15 protein-coding genes are annotated in these 17,341 nt (G+C 49.0%); 7 read left to right on the top strand and 8 right to left on the bottom strand.

From position 1 onward, the window contains the following. The first annotated feature begins 168 nt into the window (after positions 1 to 168). Positions 169 to 2,181 carry an ABC1 kinase family protein gene (locus BBI11_RS08535; protein ID WP_068462372.1) on the top strand — a complete coding sequence of 671 codons (2,013 nt, stop codon included), beginning with the start codon at positions 169 to 171 and terminating at the stop codon, positions 2,179 to 2,181. Between the two features lie 77 nt (positions 2,182 to 2,258). Here the strand turns inward: BBI11_RS08535 and BBI11_RS08530 are convergent, their stop codons facing one another. After that, positions 2,259 to 3,482, bottom strand: a complete 1,224-nt coding sequence (locus tag BBI11_RS08530) for an MFS transporter (RefSeq protein ID WP_068462370.1) — start codon at positions 3,480 to 3,482, stop codon at positions 2,259 to 2,261. Positions 3,483 to 3,618: 136 nt separating this feature from the next. Here BBI11_RS08530 and BBI11_RS08525 point away from each other — a divergent pair, with 136 nt between their 5' ends. Next, positions 3,619 to 3,987, top strand: coding sequence for a winged helix-turn-helix transcriptional regulator (locus BBI11_RS08525; RefSeq protein WP_068462368.1), 369 nt, complete (start codon positions 3,619 to 3,621; stop codon positions 3,985 to 3,987). 523 nt (positions 3,988 to 4,510) lie between these two features. Here BBI11_RS08525 and BBI11_RS08520 read toward each other — a convergent pair. Continuing rightward, on the bottom strand, positions 4,511 to 5,401 hold the full coding sequence (locus tag BBI11_RS08520) for a DMT family transporter (RefSeq protein ID WP_068462366.1): 891 nt from the start codon (positions 5,399 to 5,401) through the stop codon (positions 4,511 to 4,513). A 312-nt stretch (positions 5,402 to 5,713) separates the two neighbouring features. Between BBI11_RS08520 and BBI11_RS08515 the strand changes: the two genes are divergently transcribed. The 3 genes from BBI11_RS08515 (at position 5,714) to BBI11_RS08505 (ending at position 8,554) form a co-directional block, all read left to right on the top strand. Then, the gene (locus BBI11_RS08515; protein WP_068462364.1) at positions 5,714 to 6,973 is read left to right on the top strand and encodes a YeeE/YedE family protein; all 1,260 of its coding nucleotides are present in this window, start codon (positions 5,714 to 5,716) and stop codon (positions 6,971 to 6,973) included. 215 nt (positions 6,974 to 7,188) lie between these two features. After that, the gene (locus BBI11_RS08510; RefSeq protein WP_068462362.1) at positions 7,189 to 7,962 is read left to right on the top strand and encodes a helix-turn-helix transcriptional regulator; all 774 of its coding nucleotides are present in this window, start codon (positions 7,189 to 7,191) and stop codon (positions 7,960 to 7,962) included. Beyond that, positions 7,934 to 8,554, top strand: a complete 621-nt coding sequence (locus BBI11_RS08505) for a VTT domain-containing protein (protein WP_156889052.1) — start codon at positions 7,934 to 7,936, stop codon at positions 8,552 to 8,554. The genes BBI11_RS08510 and BBI11_RS08505 overlap by 29 nt, the downstream gene beginning before the upstream one ends. Before the next feature lie 46 nt (positions 8,555 to 8,600). Here BBI11_RS08505 and BBI11_RS08500 read toward each other — a convergent pair whose 3' ends face one another. From BBI11_RS08500 to BBI11_RS08485, 4 genes are all read right to left on the bottom strand, one after another. After that, on the bottom strand, positions 8,601 to 10,193 hold the full coding sequence (locus tag BBI11_RS08500) for a long-chain-fatty-acid--CoA ligase (RefSeq protein WP_068462360.1): 1,593 nt from the start codon (positions 10,191 to 10,193) through the stop codon (positions 8,601 to 8,603). Positions 10,194 to 10,552: 359 nt separating this feature from the next. Further along, positions 10,553 to 12,979 (bottom strand): DNA topoisomerase IV subunit A, encoded by a 2,427-nt coding sequence (gene parC / locus BBI11_RS08495; RefSeq protein WP_068462358.1) that lies wholly within the window; start codon positions 12,977 to 12,979, stop codon positions 10,553 to 10,555. Beyond that, positions 12,976 to 14,946 (bottom strand): DNA topoisomerase IV subunit B, encoded by a 1,971-nt coding sequence (parE, locus tag BBI11_RS08490; protein WP_068462356.1) that lies wholly within the window; start codon positions 14,944 to 14,946, stop codon positions 12,976 to 12,978. Before parE ends, parC begins: the two co-directional genes overlap by 4 nt. A 116-nt stretch (positions 14,947 to 15,062) precedes the next feature. Beyond that, the gene (locus BBI11_RS08485) at positions 15,063 to 15,476 is read right to left on the bottom strand and encodes a CoA-binding protein (RefSeq protein WP_068465688.1); all 414 of its coding nucleotides are present in this window, start codon (positions 15,474 to 15,476) and stop codon (positions 15,063 to 15,065) included. A 129-nt stretch (positions 15,477 to 15,605) separates the two neighbouring features. Here BBI11_RS08485 and plsY point away from each other — a divergent pair, with 129 nt between their 5' ends. Both plsY and BBI11_RS08475 read left to right on the top strand, forming a co-directional pair. Beyond that, positions 15,606 to 16,196: a glycerol-3-phosphate 1-O-acyltransferase PlsY gene (gene plsY, locus BBI11_RS08480; protein ID WP_068462354.1), complete on the top strand. Its 591-nt coding sequence runs from the start codon at positions 15,606 to 15,608 to the stop codon at positions 16,194 to 16,196. Positions 16,197 to 16,217: 21 nt separating this feature from the next. After that, positions 16,218 to 16,514, top strand: coding sequence for a HesB/YadR/YfhF family protein (locus BBI11_RS08475; protein WP_068462352.1), 297 nt, complete (start codon positions 16,218 to 16,220; stop codon positions 16,512 to 16,514). A gap of 43 nt (positions 16,515 to 16,557) precedes the next feature. On the opposite strand, the gene BBI11_RS08470 is transcribed toward BBI11_RS08475, so the two are convergent. Beyond that, the gene (locus BBI11_RS08470; RefSeq protein WP_068462350.1) at positions 16,558 to 16,860 is read right to left on the bottom strand and encodes a hypothetical protein; all 303 of its coding nucleotides are present in this window, start codon (positions 16,858 to 16,860) and stop codon (positions 16,558 to 16,560) included. Further along, positions 16,835 to 17,284, bottom strand: coding sequence for an acyl-CoA thioesterase (locus tag BBI11_RS08465; RefSeq protein WP_068462348.1), 450 nt, complete (start codon positions 17,282 to 17,284; stop codon positions 16,835 to 16,837). Before BBI11_RS08465 ends, BBI11_RS08470 begins: the two co-directional genes overlap by 26 nt. Positions 17,285 to 17,341: the final 57 nt, after the last annotated feature.

Raw genomic sequence — 17,341 nt, 5'->3', positions numbered from 1 at the left:
TAAAAATAAAAAAAGCCAACAAGCAAAACTAGACGCTATTAAGAAAAAGAAGGAAGGGCTTGGCGGCGTCTCGAAATTACCTATATAGAAGGGCTGTGATTTTATCTCATCAAATCTGAATCTATCATAGATGCTAGGATCCACGGTGCAGAGAAAGGAGTTACACAAATGCTCATTTATATTCGAGTGATTGCTGAAATACTGGTTATTGCCTTATTCATTTATTTTGTCAGCGGCCGGCTGATGGGCGCGAAAGTGAATTTCATCAAACGCATATTATCTGTTGTACTTGGCATTGTCTTGACGACATTCGTTTATTGGTATTCCTATTTACGCTATACCGAATTCATGGATGGTGCTTTTTCGACGATGTTGACCGATACGAGCACCATCATTTGGATTGGCAGCATGTTGATGATTTCGATGCTTTTTTACTTAATACTGGAATTATTCGACCCGATTGAACTTGGAGACCGCGGAGAACGCATCACAAACCGGAAATTTATATGGAAACGGCTGCGCAACCGCTGGAGACGTCAGAAGCGCTTGAGCAAAGTGCTGGAGATCGCTGTGAAAAACGGCATTTCGAGTACCTTGAAATATGCACGGCATCGTGAGAATAACCGGGAACTGGCAGTTGCTTTTCGCAGAACGTTAGAAGAAAGTGGCGGCGTGTTCGTCAAGTTCGGGCAAGTGCTGTCGACGCGGACGGATTTGTTTGCGCCTGTTTTCATCGAAGAGCTTAGTCAGCTACAACAACATGTAAAACCTTTGCCAAAAGAACAAGTAACTCAAATTCTTGGGAAATCTATGGAACAACCCATCGAAGAAGTATTTTCAAAGCTCGACAAAGAACCGCTCGCTTCGGCGTCGATTGGCCAAATCCACCGTGGCGTGCTAAGGAAAACCAACGAAGAAGTTATCATTAAAATGCAGCGCCCCGAAGTGAGTGCCATTATGCGAGACGATTTGGACATTCTCTTGGAATTTGCGGAATGGGTTTCCAGTAAATCAACTTGGGCTCAGAATATCGGATTCCTCGAATTGGCGATTGGATTCGCCAATGGCTTGCGTGAAGAAATTGATTTTGAAATCGAAATGCGCAATATGATCCAAGTCAGCAATGCTTTAGAAGACAGCAAAAACCACGTGAAAATCCCCAAAGTCTACCGGGAATATAGCAACTCAACGATTATCGTCATGCAGTATTTCCAGGGTAAAAGCATTTCGAAGGGCGAGGCTGTATTCCGCCATTTTGATGTCGAGCCTAAGCAATTCGGCCGCACGGTACTATTTTCATTCCTAGAACAGATGCTGTTTTCAGGTATTTTCCACGCTGACCCGCATCCAGGGAATATATTCATCGATGAAACGGATGGCAAGCCGATTTTGCTTGATTTTGGTTCTGTCGGGCGCTTGACGGCGTCTCAACAGGAAGCGTTGAATCATTTTATCATTGGCATCCAGCAAAATGACGCTGGCATCGTTCATGATGCGGTCCGCAAACTTGTGGAAAACAGCGATAAACTGGATGGCGTTCGATTTGAACAGGCCATTGGAGAAATTTTGCTGAAAATCTCCTATGTCGATCGGATCCCCACAGCCGAATTGATTCATTCTTTATTCGACGTTATTCGTGAATTCGGTTTGGCGTTTTATCCGTCTGTGGGGATCGCGCTCAGGTCATTGATTAGCCTCGACAGCACTCTGCACACCATTGATCCGAATTTCGATATGTTCACGGAAGCGAAAAGCTTCGCGAAAGAATACAAGACCACGGTGTTGAAAAAACCGTTCAAGCAACCACGCGCTACAAAAGAACGTCTGGAAGAGGAACTGGTGCTGATCTTGCCGGAAGTTGCCAAATTGCCTAAACGCATCGACCAATTGGTTCGGCGCTTAGAAGGCGGAAAAATCATTTTGCATCACGATGTGTTTTCCGATAAGCACAATTCAGGATTTGTCATGCAATTATTCTCCAGGTTCGTCTTATTGATGTCAGGAATTACATTTGGCTTCATATCGGCCGCATTACTGGCTATCGCGCAATTTATCGACACCGTCTATGCAATTTACCTAAATACCGCGGCGTACGGAGGGCTATTCTTATGCGTCATTTTGCTGGTCAGGTTGTCGATCCAAGCTATTCGCGATATGAAACGCAGCAACCAGTTTAAATAGTAGTTTATAGAATAGCGAAAAACCCCATTCCGGAATCAATTCCAGGATGGGGTTTTTGGATGGCGAGGAACCCAATTTTAGTTAGCCGATTGGGGATTTTGAGCATTTACAGAATGTTTGCGCTCTGGACCTTGTTCCAAACGACGGCTCCAGGCACTCAGCAAGACAGCACCAAAGACCATAATAGCGCCAATCCAAGGCGTATGAATCAGCCCAATCGTATCGGCCACAGAGCCGCCAAGCACCGCTCCAATGGCTATGCCGGCATTGAAGGCGGCGATATTGATGGCAGACGCCGTATCCACGGCACTCGGCACATATCGCTCAGCTAGCATGACCGCATACACTTGAAGGCCGGGAACGTTCATAAATGCGAATAACCCCATTAAGAGAATGGTGATCAAGCCGGCGATTTTGAATGGAATCGTAAACGTCAAAACCAGCAAGATAACAGCTTGAATTAGGAACATATAGAACAATGCCCGAATCGGGTTGTGATTAGCCAGTTTTCCGCCAATCGTATTGCCCGCTGCAATGGCGATGCCGTACCCAAAGAGAATGATCGTAACGGTCCCAGCAGCAAAGCCGGTGATTTCTTGAAGCAAAGGAGACAGATAGGTAAAGACAACAAACGTGCCGCCATAGCCAAGCGCCGTAATGGCAAAGACCAATAGCAAACGCCCATTGGTAACTAGTTTGACTTGATCACGAAATGTAGTGCGCGCTGCTTTTCTCAAATCACTCGGTACGAGCAAAGCATTGCCGATTAATGCGGAGAGACCTAAGGCGACGATCGCCATGAACGCGAAGCGCCAGCCGAATTGTTGGCCAAGGAAAGTGCCAATGGGAACGCCGGTTACCGTCGCCACCGTCAAGCCGGTGAACATCATGGCAATGGCGCTGGCCCGTTTATTTTCCGGCACCAAATCCGCTGCAATCGTAGCGCCAATGGCCATAAAGACACCATGCGCCAATGCGGAAATAATGCGTGCAGCGAGCAACACACCAACCGTCGAAGCCGTCGCTGCGATCAGGTTGCCGATAATAAAGACAACCATGATCCACAGCAACAACGACTTGCGGGGCATGTTTGCGCTTAGCGACGTCAGCACTGGGGCGCCGACCATGACGCCGAGTGCGTATAATGAGACAGTCAATCCAGCTGTACTGACGGAAATCCCTAAATCTTCAGCGATCAATGGCAGCAAGCCGACACTGATGAATTCGGTAGTTCCGATGGCGAAGGCACTTAGCGCCAAGGCCAATAGGGCGAAATTGCTTCGTTTTTGTGTTGTAGACATTTTTTTCTCCTCCAATAATGTTTTTATCGATCTATTTCGTTCGATAAATGCTAGTATGGGGGCTGAGAATATGAAACGGAAGTACGTACTTTAAAGTGCTGTAGGTACTTTTTAGTGCCTATTGGAGGGAAAGCAAATGGGGAAAAAATATAATATATCAGTGGAAGCCACGTTGGAAGTGATCGGCGGCAAGTGGAAAACGGTGATTCTTTGCCATTTGACGCATGGCACGAAAAGAACGAGTGAGCTGCGGCGTTTGATGCCAAACATCACACAGAAGATGCTGACGCAGCAATTGCGTGAACTGGAAACCGACGGAGTCATCAACCGAATCGTTTACAACCAAGTTCCGCCAAAAGTCGAATACGAACTAAGCGAATACGGCTGGAGCTTGCAAGACATTTTGGATTCCTTGTGTCATTGGGGCGAGATGCATATCGAGAAAGTGCACGGAGATAAATTCGAAGTGTTGGAAGAAGGCGTCTTGAACGAGCATTTGAAATAAAGACAAGCCGGTTTCAAGAACTGATAGATCTGGGTGATGGGGACCGGCAATTTGTTCTTGATAGGCGTTTTTGAAATTTAGTTTACATAATATAAATTATAGGAAGTTGTGTTTCATTTAATAAGTATACTTTTGATATTGAGACGAAACGGATTTTTTTAGTGAAATTGGCTGGTTTTCAGCTTTTTTATCAAAATGCGTTTTCTCTCGTTTTTGTGTTATGTTATTGCATTTAATTCAATTGACTAGCTACAACTTAAAACAAACCCGAAATCCAAACAGCTAACGATCAGCTGAAATGATTTCGGGTTTGTTGCGTGGTAAATGAATCTGTTTATTTACGGGCTGCGTGTTGTTTCATTTATATTCTTTCTGGACGTCTCATCAGTTGCTTCAGCATGAATTGCGATTCGGTTCCGTTAAAATCCGACTCCGGTCGTTATTATGCAACTATTCAACTGTAACGAATGCGTTTTTTCGTCTCATCGACTCTTATCTCATTCCAAGCTCGCTGCTTGTGATTTCACAAGGCTTTACTGGGAATTGCTGCTTCCTGCCGCTTCTCAGGCCAATTTACCAGGAAAATCCCTAAGAATATCAAGGCCCCGCCAATGACCAGCGAAATGCCGACCCGCTCTCCCAAAAGCAGCCATCCGGTTAAAACACCGAAAAATGGCGCTAAAAACAAAAAGGCGCTGACTTTCCCCGGATTGCCATTTTGCAGCAAGAAAAACCAAATCGCAAATTGGATAATCGATGCGGGAATCGACAGCCAAAAAATGATAAACAGCGATTCTGGGTTGATTGCAAGTGTCGGAGTTTCCAATAAACTACTGGCGACTAGTAAGATCAATCCGCCAAACAGCATCTGATACGCCGTCAGCACCCACGTATCCAAACGGATGCCCCATTGCTTAATCAGCAAAGTTCCAACGGCCCAGGAGATGGCGCTGCCAAAACCGAACAGCGTGCCGATTTCCATATTCACTTGACTGCCCATAGTGATGAATACGCCGAAAAATCCAAGCAGCACCCCTCCCCATTGCACAATCCGGTACCGGATGCCAAGTGCCAACGTTCCAAATAACACAACGAGCAAGGGATTCGTAAACGTTAAAATGGCAGATTCTCCGGCAGTGATCGTCCGGAGGCTTAGAAAAATGCAGCCCATGACCCCGGCCGTCTGAAAAAAGCCGATCAAGAACACGCGCAGCCATTCAGAAACCGTTTTGGGATGTTTGCGGCGGAACAGCTTAACGAATAGCGCCATCAAGCTGCCGGCAATCGTAAAGCGAATCCCTACCAACAACAGCGGCGAGACGTGCTCGAGCCCGATTTTGCCCACCGCAAACGAAGATCCCATCAAGCTGGTCGTAACAATAACAAGAAAAGCGAAAATAAATCTATTGTTCATAATGCATCGGCTCCTTGCTGTATGAAAGCATTCAAAAAGTTTGGTCTATTGCTCTATCGTAACGCAGAATCGCGCCATTTGCTTTAACTTCTTTTAATGAAAATCTCCCCATCCTTAATGAAACAGCCTAGAAAGCAGCAACCGCTCCTCACAAGCCCTGAATTCCAGAGGATTGAGTCCTTGTGATCCCTCTTGCTCATTCCGCTCCCATGTGCTTTTAAAGACTAAATGCCCGTTCGTTGACTTTCGATAATGACTGCTTTACGATAATATTCTATTCCCTACTATTTCACTAAGAAAAGGATGATTTACATGACGACTAGCACTCGCGTTCAACCCGTTAACGAAGTCAACGATCCCGTCTACCGGGATACCACCGCGTTAAACGCTCCTCAGAAATCTTTAATTGCCGGGGGGATGGGGGTCGCTGCTTTACTGACCGTTTATTTGCTCGCCACACAGCATATCGCCCAAACGGTACTGCTCGGCATCGGGCTATTGCTCGGATACACCTTGTTTCACGCGCGATTTGGCTTCACTTCAGCCTTTCGGCGGTTCATGTCGGTCGGAAATGGCCAGGCAATGCGCTCGCATATGCTCATGCTCGCAGTTGCTGTGACATTGTTCGCCCCGATTCTGGCATATGGCTACTCTTTCTTCGGAACAGGCGTCTCGGGCTATGTATCTCCGGTCGGCGTGAGCTTGGTTGTCGGTTCGTTCATCTTTGGAATCGGCATGCAACTCGGCGGCGGTTGCGCTTCCGGAACCTTGTATGCGATCGGTGGCGGACGTTCCGTTATGTTCATCACCTTGTTGTTCTTCATTATTGGGACAACGATCGGTGCTTATCACCTGCCATTTTGGACCGAAGACTTGCCAGCATTTGAACCCATATCGCTAGCTACGTCAACAGGGCTGGGATACGGCGGGGCATGGCTCGTCTCCATCGCGTTATTTGGTCTCATTGCTTGGATCACGTTAATCATCGAGAAAAAGAAACGCGCTCCGAAAATGGCGCCGCTTCCGACAACGACTGGGTGGAAACGCATTTTCCGCGGATCTTGGCCGTTGGTTGCTGCAGCGATTGCACTCGCTGTCCTGAATGCATTGACCTTAATGACGCGTGGCACTCCTTGGGGCATTACGTCCGCTTTTGCCTTATGGGGATCGAAAATTGCCGCATTCTTCGGCGTAGACGTCGCGAGCTGGGGCTATTGGCAAGGAGCCAATGCTGCCTTACTTGAGTCATCGATTTTCGCAGATTCCACGACGGTGTTAAATTTCGGGGTCATCCTGGGCGCTTTCCTTGCTTCAGCCGCAGGTGGGTTGTTCAAATTCACCAAAATCACGATGGGCAACTTCTGGGCGTCTGTCGTCGGCGGTTTGTTGATGGGCTACGGGGCACGCCTTGCGTTTGGCTGCAACATCGGTGCGTATTTCGGCGGCATCGCATCTTTCAGCCTACACGGTTACATCTGGGGCATTCTAGCGCTGGCCGGCACCTTTTTCGCTTTGTACTTGCGGCCGTTATTCGGCTTATCTGTCCCGAAATCCAACGATTCGGTTTGCTAAGGACGACACTAGAAAGATCAAAAGGTTTCCGATCATCGGAAGCCTTTTTTTCTATGCTTTTTAACCGGTTGTGGTCGTTTGGCGTTAACTAACGATCTTTTTATTAATTCTTGCTATTTAAACAGATGGATTTCGTCTTTTACCGAAATAATTCCGATATTTCTCTTGTTTCTTGCTATAATTGACAAAATCCCCGTTTAGAAAGTTGGCTTTAAATGACATCTTCCCTCCTTTTACATGCAATTGAATTCAGTACTTTGCCGCGAGGCCGCTCCTATCACGTTCCGCTGCACCGACACCAGCACGTAACCGAAATGCTTTGGGTCGAAGCGGGACCACTCGAACTAGTGACCCCAACCGGACATCACGTCGTTGAGAGCGGGGCGTTAGTGTTGATTCCAGCAGGCGCCTGGCATGCTTGGTCAGTCTATGATAACGAGGAACAACGCTGGCATCGGTTGTTATTGACGGCCACTACGGAAAGCGGCAAAATTTGTATCACTTCCCCTGCTGGCGCTGCCTTGATTCCCGCCCTGTGTAGGGAATTGGCACGGGAGTTTGAAAACAAAAGCACCTTGTCCAGTAAAGCACACCTGCTAATTGACTGGTTATGGCTAACCGTTACGAGACATCAGCCTCAACCGCTTCCTCTGGTGAAATCAATCAAGATGAGTAGTGTTATGCACACAATGGAAGAAAAATGCCACTCATCCTTTTCACTTGCTGACGCGGCAAACGAGGCGGGTCTCAGTAAATTTCACTTTAGCCGCTTGTTTAAAGAAGCCTCTGGCCATACACCGCTCCAATTTATCATCAGCTGCCGCATGGAACGAGCCCAGCAGCTGTTGGCGATGACGGAAGAACCGGTCGCTGCCATTGCTGAACGTTGCGGCTATAAGAGCGTGACACAATTTCACGCTGCCTTTACACGCCATACAGCCATGACCCCGAAGCGTTGCCGTGAGCAAGGCTTGGAGGCAAAACGATGAGCCGCGTGCGATTTACTGGGAAAGCGGGGCGAAGATGATGAGCGAACTCTTTGCTGTCGCGGAGTTTTGCATGCTGTTGATTCTCAGTATCGGAATCGGCGCACTTGGGTTCATCCCAAGTATTCTCATCACCCCCATTAACCTTGACCGCTTTGGATTGATCGGCGGCAGCGCTTTGTCTGTTGTCGGTGAAATCATCGGCGCATTAATCGGCTTTTGCTTGTATCGTTACGGCGCCAAGCACCTTCCGTCTGCTTGGCAACAGCAGCGGTGGTTTCAATTCTTTCTACGTCAAAAGAACGGGGCTGTGTTTTTCGCGGTCATTGCATTTCGGCTCTTGCCTTTTGCCCCGTCTGGCGCGGTGACCGCTGCCGCTGCCTTGACAACCATTTCCGCGCCGGCTTTCTTTTGGGCGAGTTCGATCGGGAAACTGCCAGTGTTGGCGTTGGAAATCACCTTGGCCTTTGGCATGGTTTTCTGGCTGCCGCGTTCTTTCTTGTATGGCGTAATCGGTGTTTGCTTCGTTGGGATGTTGCTAATGGCGCTAAAGAAAAAACGCAGTTCCACTAAATTAAATAGGCAGACACGATAACAAAGCGAGCGCTCCGGGTTAGGATGCGCTCGCTTTGTTTGGTGCCTTAATTGACTTTCTTGCCGCCGCTCCAGTACATTTCACGCAATTGGAATTTCTGCAGCTTGCCAGTCGCCGTTTTGGGCAAGGATTCCACAAAGTCGACCGATTTTGGCACTTTGAAGCGCGCCAAGTGATCCCGTGTGTAATCCAGAACTTCCTGTTCGGTCGCTTCCGCTCCCTTGTGCAGCACGATGATCGCTTTTGGCACTTCCCCCCACTTCTCATCCGGTACGGCAATGACCGCCACTTCCGCAATCGCGGGATGCTTATACAGCACGCCTTCAATTTCAGTCGAGGAAATGTTTTCGCCGCCTGAGATGATCATGTCTTTAATGCGGTCCTGGATTTCAATAAAGCCATCTGGATGTGTCACGGCGAGATCCCCCGTGTAAAACCAACCATCGCGTATCGCTTCTGCGGTTTTTTCCGGATCTTTGTAATAGCCGGCCATGACCACATTGCCGCGGGTAATGATTTCCCCGAGTTCTTTGCCGTTCCAGGCGACTTCTTTGCCATCGCCTTGGTTGACGACTTTTGTTTCCCCGTTAAACGCCAACTCAATTCCTTGTCGTGCTTTGATGCTCGCCTGTTGATCCGCATCCAGTGCATCAAACTCATTTTTCCATTCACAATACAAAATAAACGGCGAGGTTTCGGTTAGCCCGTAAACATGCATCATGTTAAGGCCGAGCGTTTGCTGGGCTTTGGCGATGAGTGCCGCAGCAGGCGGAGCACCGGCTGTTCCCATGCGGATAGAGGTACTCAACTGAATGTCTTTGGCTGTCGGTTCATTGACCAGCATATTGACGACCGTTGGCGCACCGCAGAGTGAGGTAATGCCGTGGCTTTCAAACAATTCAAGGATAAGTGGCGGGTCGACTTTTCGAAGGCACACATGCGTCGCACCGGCTGCTGTAATCGCCCATACCCCGCCCCAGCCATTTGTATGAAACATCGGCAAGGTATGCAAATAGACATCATCGTATTTGATCTCCAAATGATGCAGGAAGTTCGCGCCGTTCAAATAATTTGTGCGGTGCGTCTGCATGACGCCTTTAGGATTCGAAGTGGTGCCGCTCGTGTAATTGAGCGACAGCATCTGGTTTTCATCAAGTTCCACTGAAGGCATACGCTCGCCAGCTGCGGTCGTGATAAATTCCTCGTAGTCGACACCTGGAAGAGTCGTTTCGTGTCCTTCAGCCGGAGCAATGATGTATTTTTCGATTGGCAAGTCCCCTTGGATGTCTTCCAGTATTTTGGCGTATTCCGCATCAACAATCAGCATCTTCGCATCGCTATGTTGAATGATATAGCCCAAGTCTTTTGCTGACAGCCGGTAATTAAGCGGAACGATGACCGCTCCAAGAGCTGGGATGCCGTAAAAGGCTTCGAGCATATAATGAGTGTTCGGCAGCATCACAGCGACGTGGTCATGTGGCTTGATGCCTGCCTGATGCAGGGCAGTTCCCAACTGTTCAGATCGCTGTGCAAACTCCCGGTATGTAAAACGCTTGTCTCCGTCGATCACAGCGACTTTCTCCGGATAATACTTGGCTGCCCGCCGTTTCCAGTCCAACGGTGTCAATGGTACGATCATTTCGAAAACCCCTCTCCTGTCTCTTTATATTCACCTGTTATAGATCAAGTATAAAAATCCAGACTCATGCTGTCAATGTAAGTTTCAGAATTGACAGAAAACAAAAGATGTACAGTTCCTGTTATAGTACAAGGCCACCTCGGTATGCAATCGCACAAACCTTCGTCATGTAGAGAAAGACTGCCGGCATCTTATCAATTCACTTACCAAGTAATTGAATAAAATGAATAATCTATGCCTCAAGCACCCTGCGGACCATTCGTCCTTTCGTCATAGAGTTACTTGGTGTAAATGCCAGTCAATTCACAACAAAAAACAAAAAAGGCATTGAATGAATTAATCATTCAGTGCCTTTTGGATTATTCAGCGGTCGGGATGCGATATATAGCCGTGACGGTACCATCGGTGGTTTCGTCTACGATGAACGACCCGTTGGAATAACGATCAACTGCTTTCAGGCGGCCTGGCGCGATCGGAATGCGCAATCCTTTGGTCGTTTCGAGCAGAATTTCTTCTTTTCCGGTCGTGCCGATGACGGCGACGACGCGGTGAGGATTGGATTTCAATTCCCGCAGCATGACAACGCCGCGTTTGGCACGGCTGCCGCTTTCGAATTCGCTGAGTTTCATTTTCTTGGCGGCCCCGCGCTGTGTCGCGAGCACGAGATCCAGTGTTTTTTCTGCATCAATCATAACTGCAGACACCGCTTCGTCGCCTTCTTTTAAGTTCAAGCCTTTGACACCCGCAGTCCGGAGACCTGTCACGGGTACTTCTTCTAGCGGGAAGCGCACGCCGTAAGCCATTTTCGTGGCCAGGAACAATTCGCTCTCGTTCGTCACGAGCCCGGCGAAGATCATGTCGTCGCCTTTTTTCAAGTTCATCGTTTTGATAGCGCGTGAATAGCGTTGCACTTGGTAGTCTTTTAATGCGGAACGCTTCACTTGGCCAAATTTCGAGACGGTTAAAATGGTTGCGTCTTGTTCAAAGTCTTCAAACGGGAATACAGCGAGCACCGATTCGTTGGTATCGAGCGTGACGATGCTCGATAAATGCTGGCCGAGGTCTTTCCATTTGATGTCCGGCAGTTCATTGACAGGCTGGAACACGAAATTTCCGCCGGTCGTGAAGATCAACACCGTATGCTGTGTATTGAGATTGCCTTCGAACAATAGATGATCACTGTCTTTCATGGCGAAGTCTTTGCCGTTCGATGCCGCGTGGGAGCGGGTGCTTGTCCGTTTCACATAGCCTTCTTTTGTCACGGTAACGATGACTTCTTCACTCGGGATCATAATTTCACGCGTAATGGTCAACTCTTCGATCTTTTCTTCGATCTCAGAGCGCCGTGGCTCTGCGAATTTCTTGCGTATGGCCTGCAATTCCTTTTTGATGAGGTTTTTGAGCTTCGTCGCACTCGTCAAGATACCCGTCAGCTCGGCAATGAGTTTGCGTAAGCTTTCTTCTTCTTTTTCGAGATCGGTGATATCGGTATTCGTCAGTCGGTAGAGCTGCAAGGACACAATTGCTTCTGCTTGCGCTTCTGAAAACTCGAATTTTGAGATCAAGTTGTTTTTCGCATCGCGTTTGTCTTTCGACGCGCGGATTGTTTTGATCACTTTATCGAGGATCGACAAGGCTTTGATCAAGCCTTCGACAATGTGCATGCGGTCGCTTGCTTTTTGCAAGTCAAATTCCGAGCGTTTCGTCACGACTTCTTTTTGATGTTCGATGTAGGCATCGAGCATCGTCGGCAAAGTCATCATCGTCGGACGGCGGTGATGAATCGCCACCATATTGAAGTTATAGCTGATTTGGAGGTCGGTGTTTTTATATAAATAGTTCAAGATGCCGGCCGCCTGGACTTCTTTTTTCAATTCGATGACGATACGGAGGCCCGTACGGTCGGATTCATCGCGTACTTCCGAGATACCGTCGAGTTTGCGGTCAAAGCGGTGGTCATCGATTTTCTTGATGAGGCTCGCTTTGTTCACTTCGAACGGGATTTCCGTGATGACGATTTGTTCTTTGCCGCCTTTTAACGGTTCAACAGCCGCCTTAGAACGGACGGCGATTTTGCCGCGCCCGGTTTCGTAAGCTTTTTTGATGCCGTCGACGCCTTGGATGATGCCGCCGGTCGGAAAATCGGGGCCTTTTAAGACCGTCATCAATTCATCGATCGAAGCATCCGGCTTGTCGATGCGCATAAGGACGGCATCAAGTGCTTCATGCAGCGCATGCGGCGGGATGTCGGTCGCATACCCAGCAGAGATCCCAGTAGAACCGTTGACGAGCAAGTTCGGGAACCGCGCCGGCAAAACGGTCGGTTCAACGTCCACATCATCAAAGTTCGGGATAAACTCAACGGTGCGTTTTTCAATATCGCGCAACAATTCACCAGAAATCGCAGAAAGGCGGGCTTCTGTGTAACGCATTGCGGCCGGCGAATCCCCGTCCATCGAGCCGTTATTGCCGTGCATCTCGACGAGCATGTGGCGGATTTTCCAGTCCTGGCTAAGGCGTACCATCGCTTCGTACACAGAACTATCGCCGTGCGGGTGGTAATTACCGATGACATTCCCGACCGTTTTGGCGGATTTCCGGAACGCTTTGTCGTTGGTGTTACCTTCGTGATGCATAGCATACAAGATGCGGCGCTGCACCGGCTTTAACCCATCGCGCGCATCCGGCAGCGCGCGGTCCTGGATGATGTATTTACTGTAACGGCCAAACCGATCGCCGATGACTTCTTCTAAGGGCAGATCTTGGAAACGTTCGGTTTGTGTCATACGAGTTCCTCCTCAGCGTGAATCAAATCATTTTCGAGAATATTGCTGTCGTCTTCAAGTCCGAAGTCGACGTTGTTTTCAATCCATTTGCGGCGCGGTTCGACTTTATCGCCCATCAAAGTCGTGATGCGACGTTCAGCGCGCGCGCCGTCTTCGATCGTGACGCGGATCAAAGTGCGCGATTCCGGGTTCATCGTCGTCTCCCATAATTGGTCGGCGTTCATTTCCCCGAGACCTTTATAGCGCTGGAGCATATAGCCTTTACCGATTTTCTTGATCGACTCGTCAAGATCGGCTTCGGTCCATGCGTAATCGACGACTTCTTTTTTGCCTGCGCCTTTGGATACTTTATACAGTGGCGGCAAAGCGATAAACACCTTGCCGGCTTCGATCAATGGCTTCATGTAGCGGTAGAAAAACGTCAACAGCAACACTTGGATGTGCGCGCCGTCGGTATCGGCATCGGTCATGATGATGACTTTATTATACGCGATATCGTCTACTGAAAAGTCAGAAGACACACCGCCGCCGATTGCGTGGATGATGGTGGCGATTTCTTCGTTTTTCATGATTTCCTCAAGTTTTGCTTTTTCGGTGTTGACGACTTTCCCGCGCAGCGGCAAGATCGCTTGGAACGTCCGGTCGCGGCCTTGTTTCGCCGAACCGCCGGCCGAGTCGCCCTCAACCAGGTACAATTCGTTCTTTTTGGCGTTGCGCGACTGCGCTGGTGTCAATTTTCCGGACAGTAAAGTGTCGGATTTCTTACGTTTCTTGCCATTTCGGGCATCTTCACGAGCTTTTCGTGCGGCGAGACGCGCCTGAGACGCTCGTATTGCTTTGCGGACGAGTGAGGCACTGTGTTCTGCGTTCTCCTCGAGGAAGTACATCAATTGCTGGGAGATGACCGCATCGACCGCACCTCGGGCTTCGCTTGTACCGAGCTTGCTCTTCGTCTGCCCTTCAAATTGCAGCAATGCTTCCGGAATGCGCACCGAAACAATTGCCGCCAAGCCTTCGCGGATGTCGGAGCCTTCAAGGTTCTTGTCTTTGTCTTTCAATAAATTGATTTTGCGTGCGTAATCATTAAACACACGGGTCATGGCCGCTTTGGCGCCTGTTTCGTGCGTCCCGCCGTCACGCGTTCTGACGTTGTTGACGAACGATAGGATCGTTTCGGAATAGCCGTCGTTGAACTGGAACGCAAATTCGACCTCCAAGCTGTCGCTTTGGCCTTCCATGTACGCCACTTTATGAAGGACGTCTTTTTCTTCGTTCAAGTATTCGACGAATGCCTTGATGCCGGTTTCATAAAAGAAGCTCTCACCCGTTTGGTTGCGTTCATCGATTAGCTCGATGTTCATGCCTTTCATGAGAAACGCGGATTCACGCAAGCGTTCGCTTAGCGTGTCGTAATTGTATTTGGATGCGCTAAAAATACTTTCGTCCGGCAAAAAGTGAATCAACGTGCCAGATTCCTTCGTTTTGCCGATTTCTTCTAAGGTCGTCGCGGGTTTGCCGCCGTTCTCAAAACGCTGGCGGTATTTGCGCCCGTCACGGTGGATCGTCACTTCGAGAAAGCTCGACAAGGCATTGACGACAGAAGCGCCGACGCCGTGAAGCCCGCCACTTGTCTTGTAGCCGCCTTGGCCAAACTTGCCCCCGGCATGAAGCACCGTCAAAATGACTTCCGGTGTCGGTTTGCCGCTTCTGTGCATCCCTGTAGGCATGCCGCGGCCGTAGTCGCGCACGCTGATGCTGTTGTTCTCGTGAATGGTCACCGTAATGCGGTCGCCAAAACCGGCAAGCGCTTCATCGACCGAGTTGTCGACAATCTCGTAAACTAAATGGTGCAGCCCGCGGGAATCGGTTGACCCGATGTACATCCCAGGACGTTTGCGTACAGCATCCAGCCCCTCTAGAACTTGAATCGCTTCTTCGTTGTATGCATTGTTGTTCGTTTTAGCCATCTATTTCCCTCCACAAACATTTGTTCGTATACTCTCTTCTTTTAATCGTATGCCATACGAGGCGTTCCTGTCAATGTTCATAGAAAAAGAGCGCTAGGCGCCCTTCGTGAAAATTGCTATTTCAAGATGGCATGTTCGACTTTGATGCAACGATCCATGATGACCGTATGCCCGGCGGCGTGCAGGCGGTTGAAGACTTCTTCATCGACGACGTTTAGTTGCGTCCAGAACACCGGGGCTTTGATCTTAAGAAAATCATCGGCAATGGCCGGTAAAAATTCGCTGCGGCGGAACACGTTGACGATGTCGACTGGTTCCGGAATGTCCGCAAGCGTCGCATAGCTTTTCTCTCCAAGCACTTCCTCGGCCATTGGGTTAACGGGGATAATGCGGTAGCCTGCTTGTTGCATGGCTTTGGATACCATATAAGAAGTTCTCGCCGGATTCGGGCTCAAGCCGACAACGGCAATCGTTTTGGCATGGTCGAGCACTTCTTTGATTTCTGTGCGGTCTGGGTTTTTCAACAAAATCACCTGTCCTTTTAGTCTATCATACATGAAAGCGGGCCGTTTGTTGAATAATCCGTCATCTATTGTTTCTATCTCTTCGGTCATGGTAAACTATAGAAAAGAAAACAGTGTACGTCAAAGGAGTCAATCATGAACATTTTGCTTCCGGTAATCATCGCTTATTTACTTGGATCCATTCCTTCAGCATTATGGATCGGAAAACTTTTCTACAAAACGGACATTCGAACTAAGGGCAGCGGCAATTTGGGAGCGACCAATACGTTTCGAGTGCTCGGCCCCAAAGCCGGGTTTGTCGTCACCATCATGGACATTCTAAAAGGCACAGCCGCAACACTTTTGCCGCTTGTGATGGTTACCGATGTTCACCCGTTGATACTCGGGGTAATCGCCGTTATCGGGCATATGTTTCCGGTGTTTGCGCGCTTTAAAGGCGGCAAAGCCGTTGCCACTTCCGGCGGGATTTTGCTTGGCTATCAATGGCCGCTGTTCTTGCTCGCGGTTGCTGTCTTATTGATTGCGTTGAAGATCACGAAAATGGTATCGTTGTCTTCTATCATTTTAGCTCTTGTGTCGGTCATCTATACGATCATTTACACTATCAATACCGGCGATTACTTGTTTTTTGCCGTGATTTTGACACTCGCCACTTTCATCATTTACCGGCATCGCGCGAACATCGCACGAATCCGCGCAGGTACCGAACCCAAGATCAAGTGGTAGGACCCGAAAGGACGTGTTTGCATGGAGATTCATTTGAGCAAAGATGCACGAGATTGGTTCCATAACGAAATGGAAGTCGAGGCCGGAGAAGCGGTACGCTTTTTCGTCCGCTACGGAGGCGCTGGCTTACAGCCGGGCTTCTCGCTTGGCGTCACGAAAGACCAGCCGTACGAAGCGGTGACCCGCCTCGAAGAAGATAAAGTGCTTTATTTCATCGAAGAAGCCGATCAATGGTATTTTGATGAACACGATCTGCATGTCACAGTTGATGACACATTGGGTGAATTAAGTTATTCATACGAAACAAAAGAAGCGTGACGCCAAATGGCGTCACGCTTCTTTTTTATTCACCCTATTCATTTCAGCATTTGGTTAAACGAGTCAATTGATCCAAATATCCTTCCGCCTCCAGGATTTCCGCTTGCCGGTCGCCGAATAAGTCGAAATGCGGGTAGTCATTGCGCAAATCCAGCCATTCGCGCCGCAAGCCGTAGCGGCTGCCCCAATCGGCGAGTTTGTCGATGTCACTGCATCCTACTTTCGTGACTGTGCTGCAACCGGGAAATCGGTGGTCTACCCAGTAGTGGGTAAGAAAGGAAATCTGGCCGTCTTGCACATCCTGTTTCCAGCGCTCCAATTCAGGTCGTCGGATTCCGAACGCCATCTTCTGCCCCCCTCACCACTTCCTTGTATTTGGCATCCCATTCAGGTGCCACTTTCGCCAGCGGAACGGGACGGAAGCTATCTTTTTTCACCACGACATGCTCGGAGGTCGCTTTTGCGGCGAGTGTGCCATCTTCGTGGAGCACTTCGTAGCCGTATGTGGTCCGCAAGCGGCCGTGAGACTCTATCCAGGTTTTGACGCGTGCTTTCTGCCCGTAGCGCAGCGCTGCTTTGTATTGGATGGAGATATCCGTCACCGGGGACAAGAACCCTTGCGATTCCATGCCGGCATACGTAAATCCGAGATCCTCGATCAATTGCGTGCGCCCGAGCTCGAGCCAGATCAAGTAATTGGCGTGATAGACGACGCCCATCTGGTCCGTTTCCGCGTAGCGGATCTCAACTTCTTTTTCGCTTATGTACATTTCCCTTCACCTCTCCTCTAGTATACAGGACATGCATTGCGATCAAAAAGCACAAGG

This window comes from Planococcus maritimus (assembly GCF_001687625.2).
GTDB lineage: Bacteria > Bacillota > Bacilli > Bacillales_A > Planococcaceae > Planococcus > Planococcus maritimus.
The sequence above is the reverse complement of the archived record's forward strand: the minus strand, read 5'-3'. Positions and strand labels throughout refer to the sequence as shown.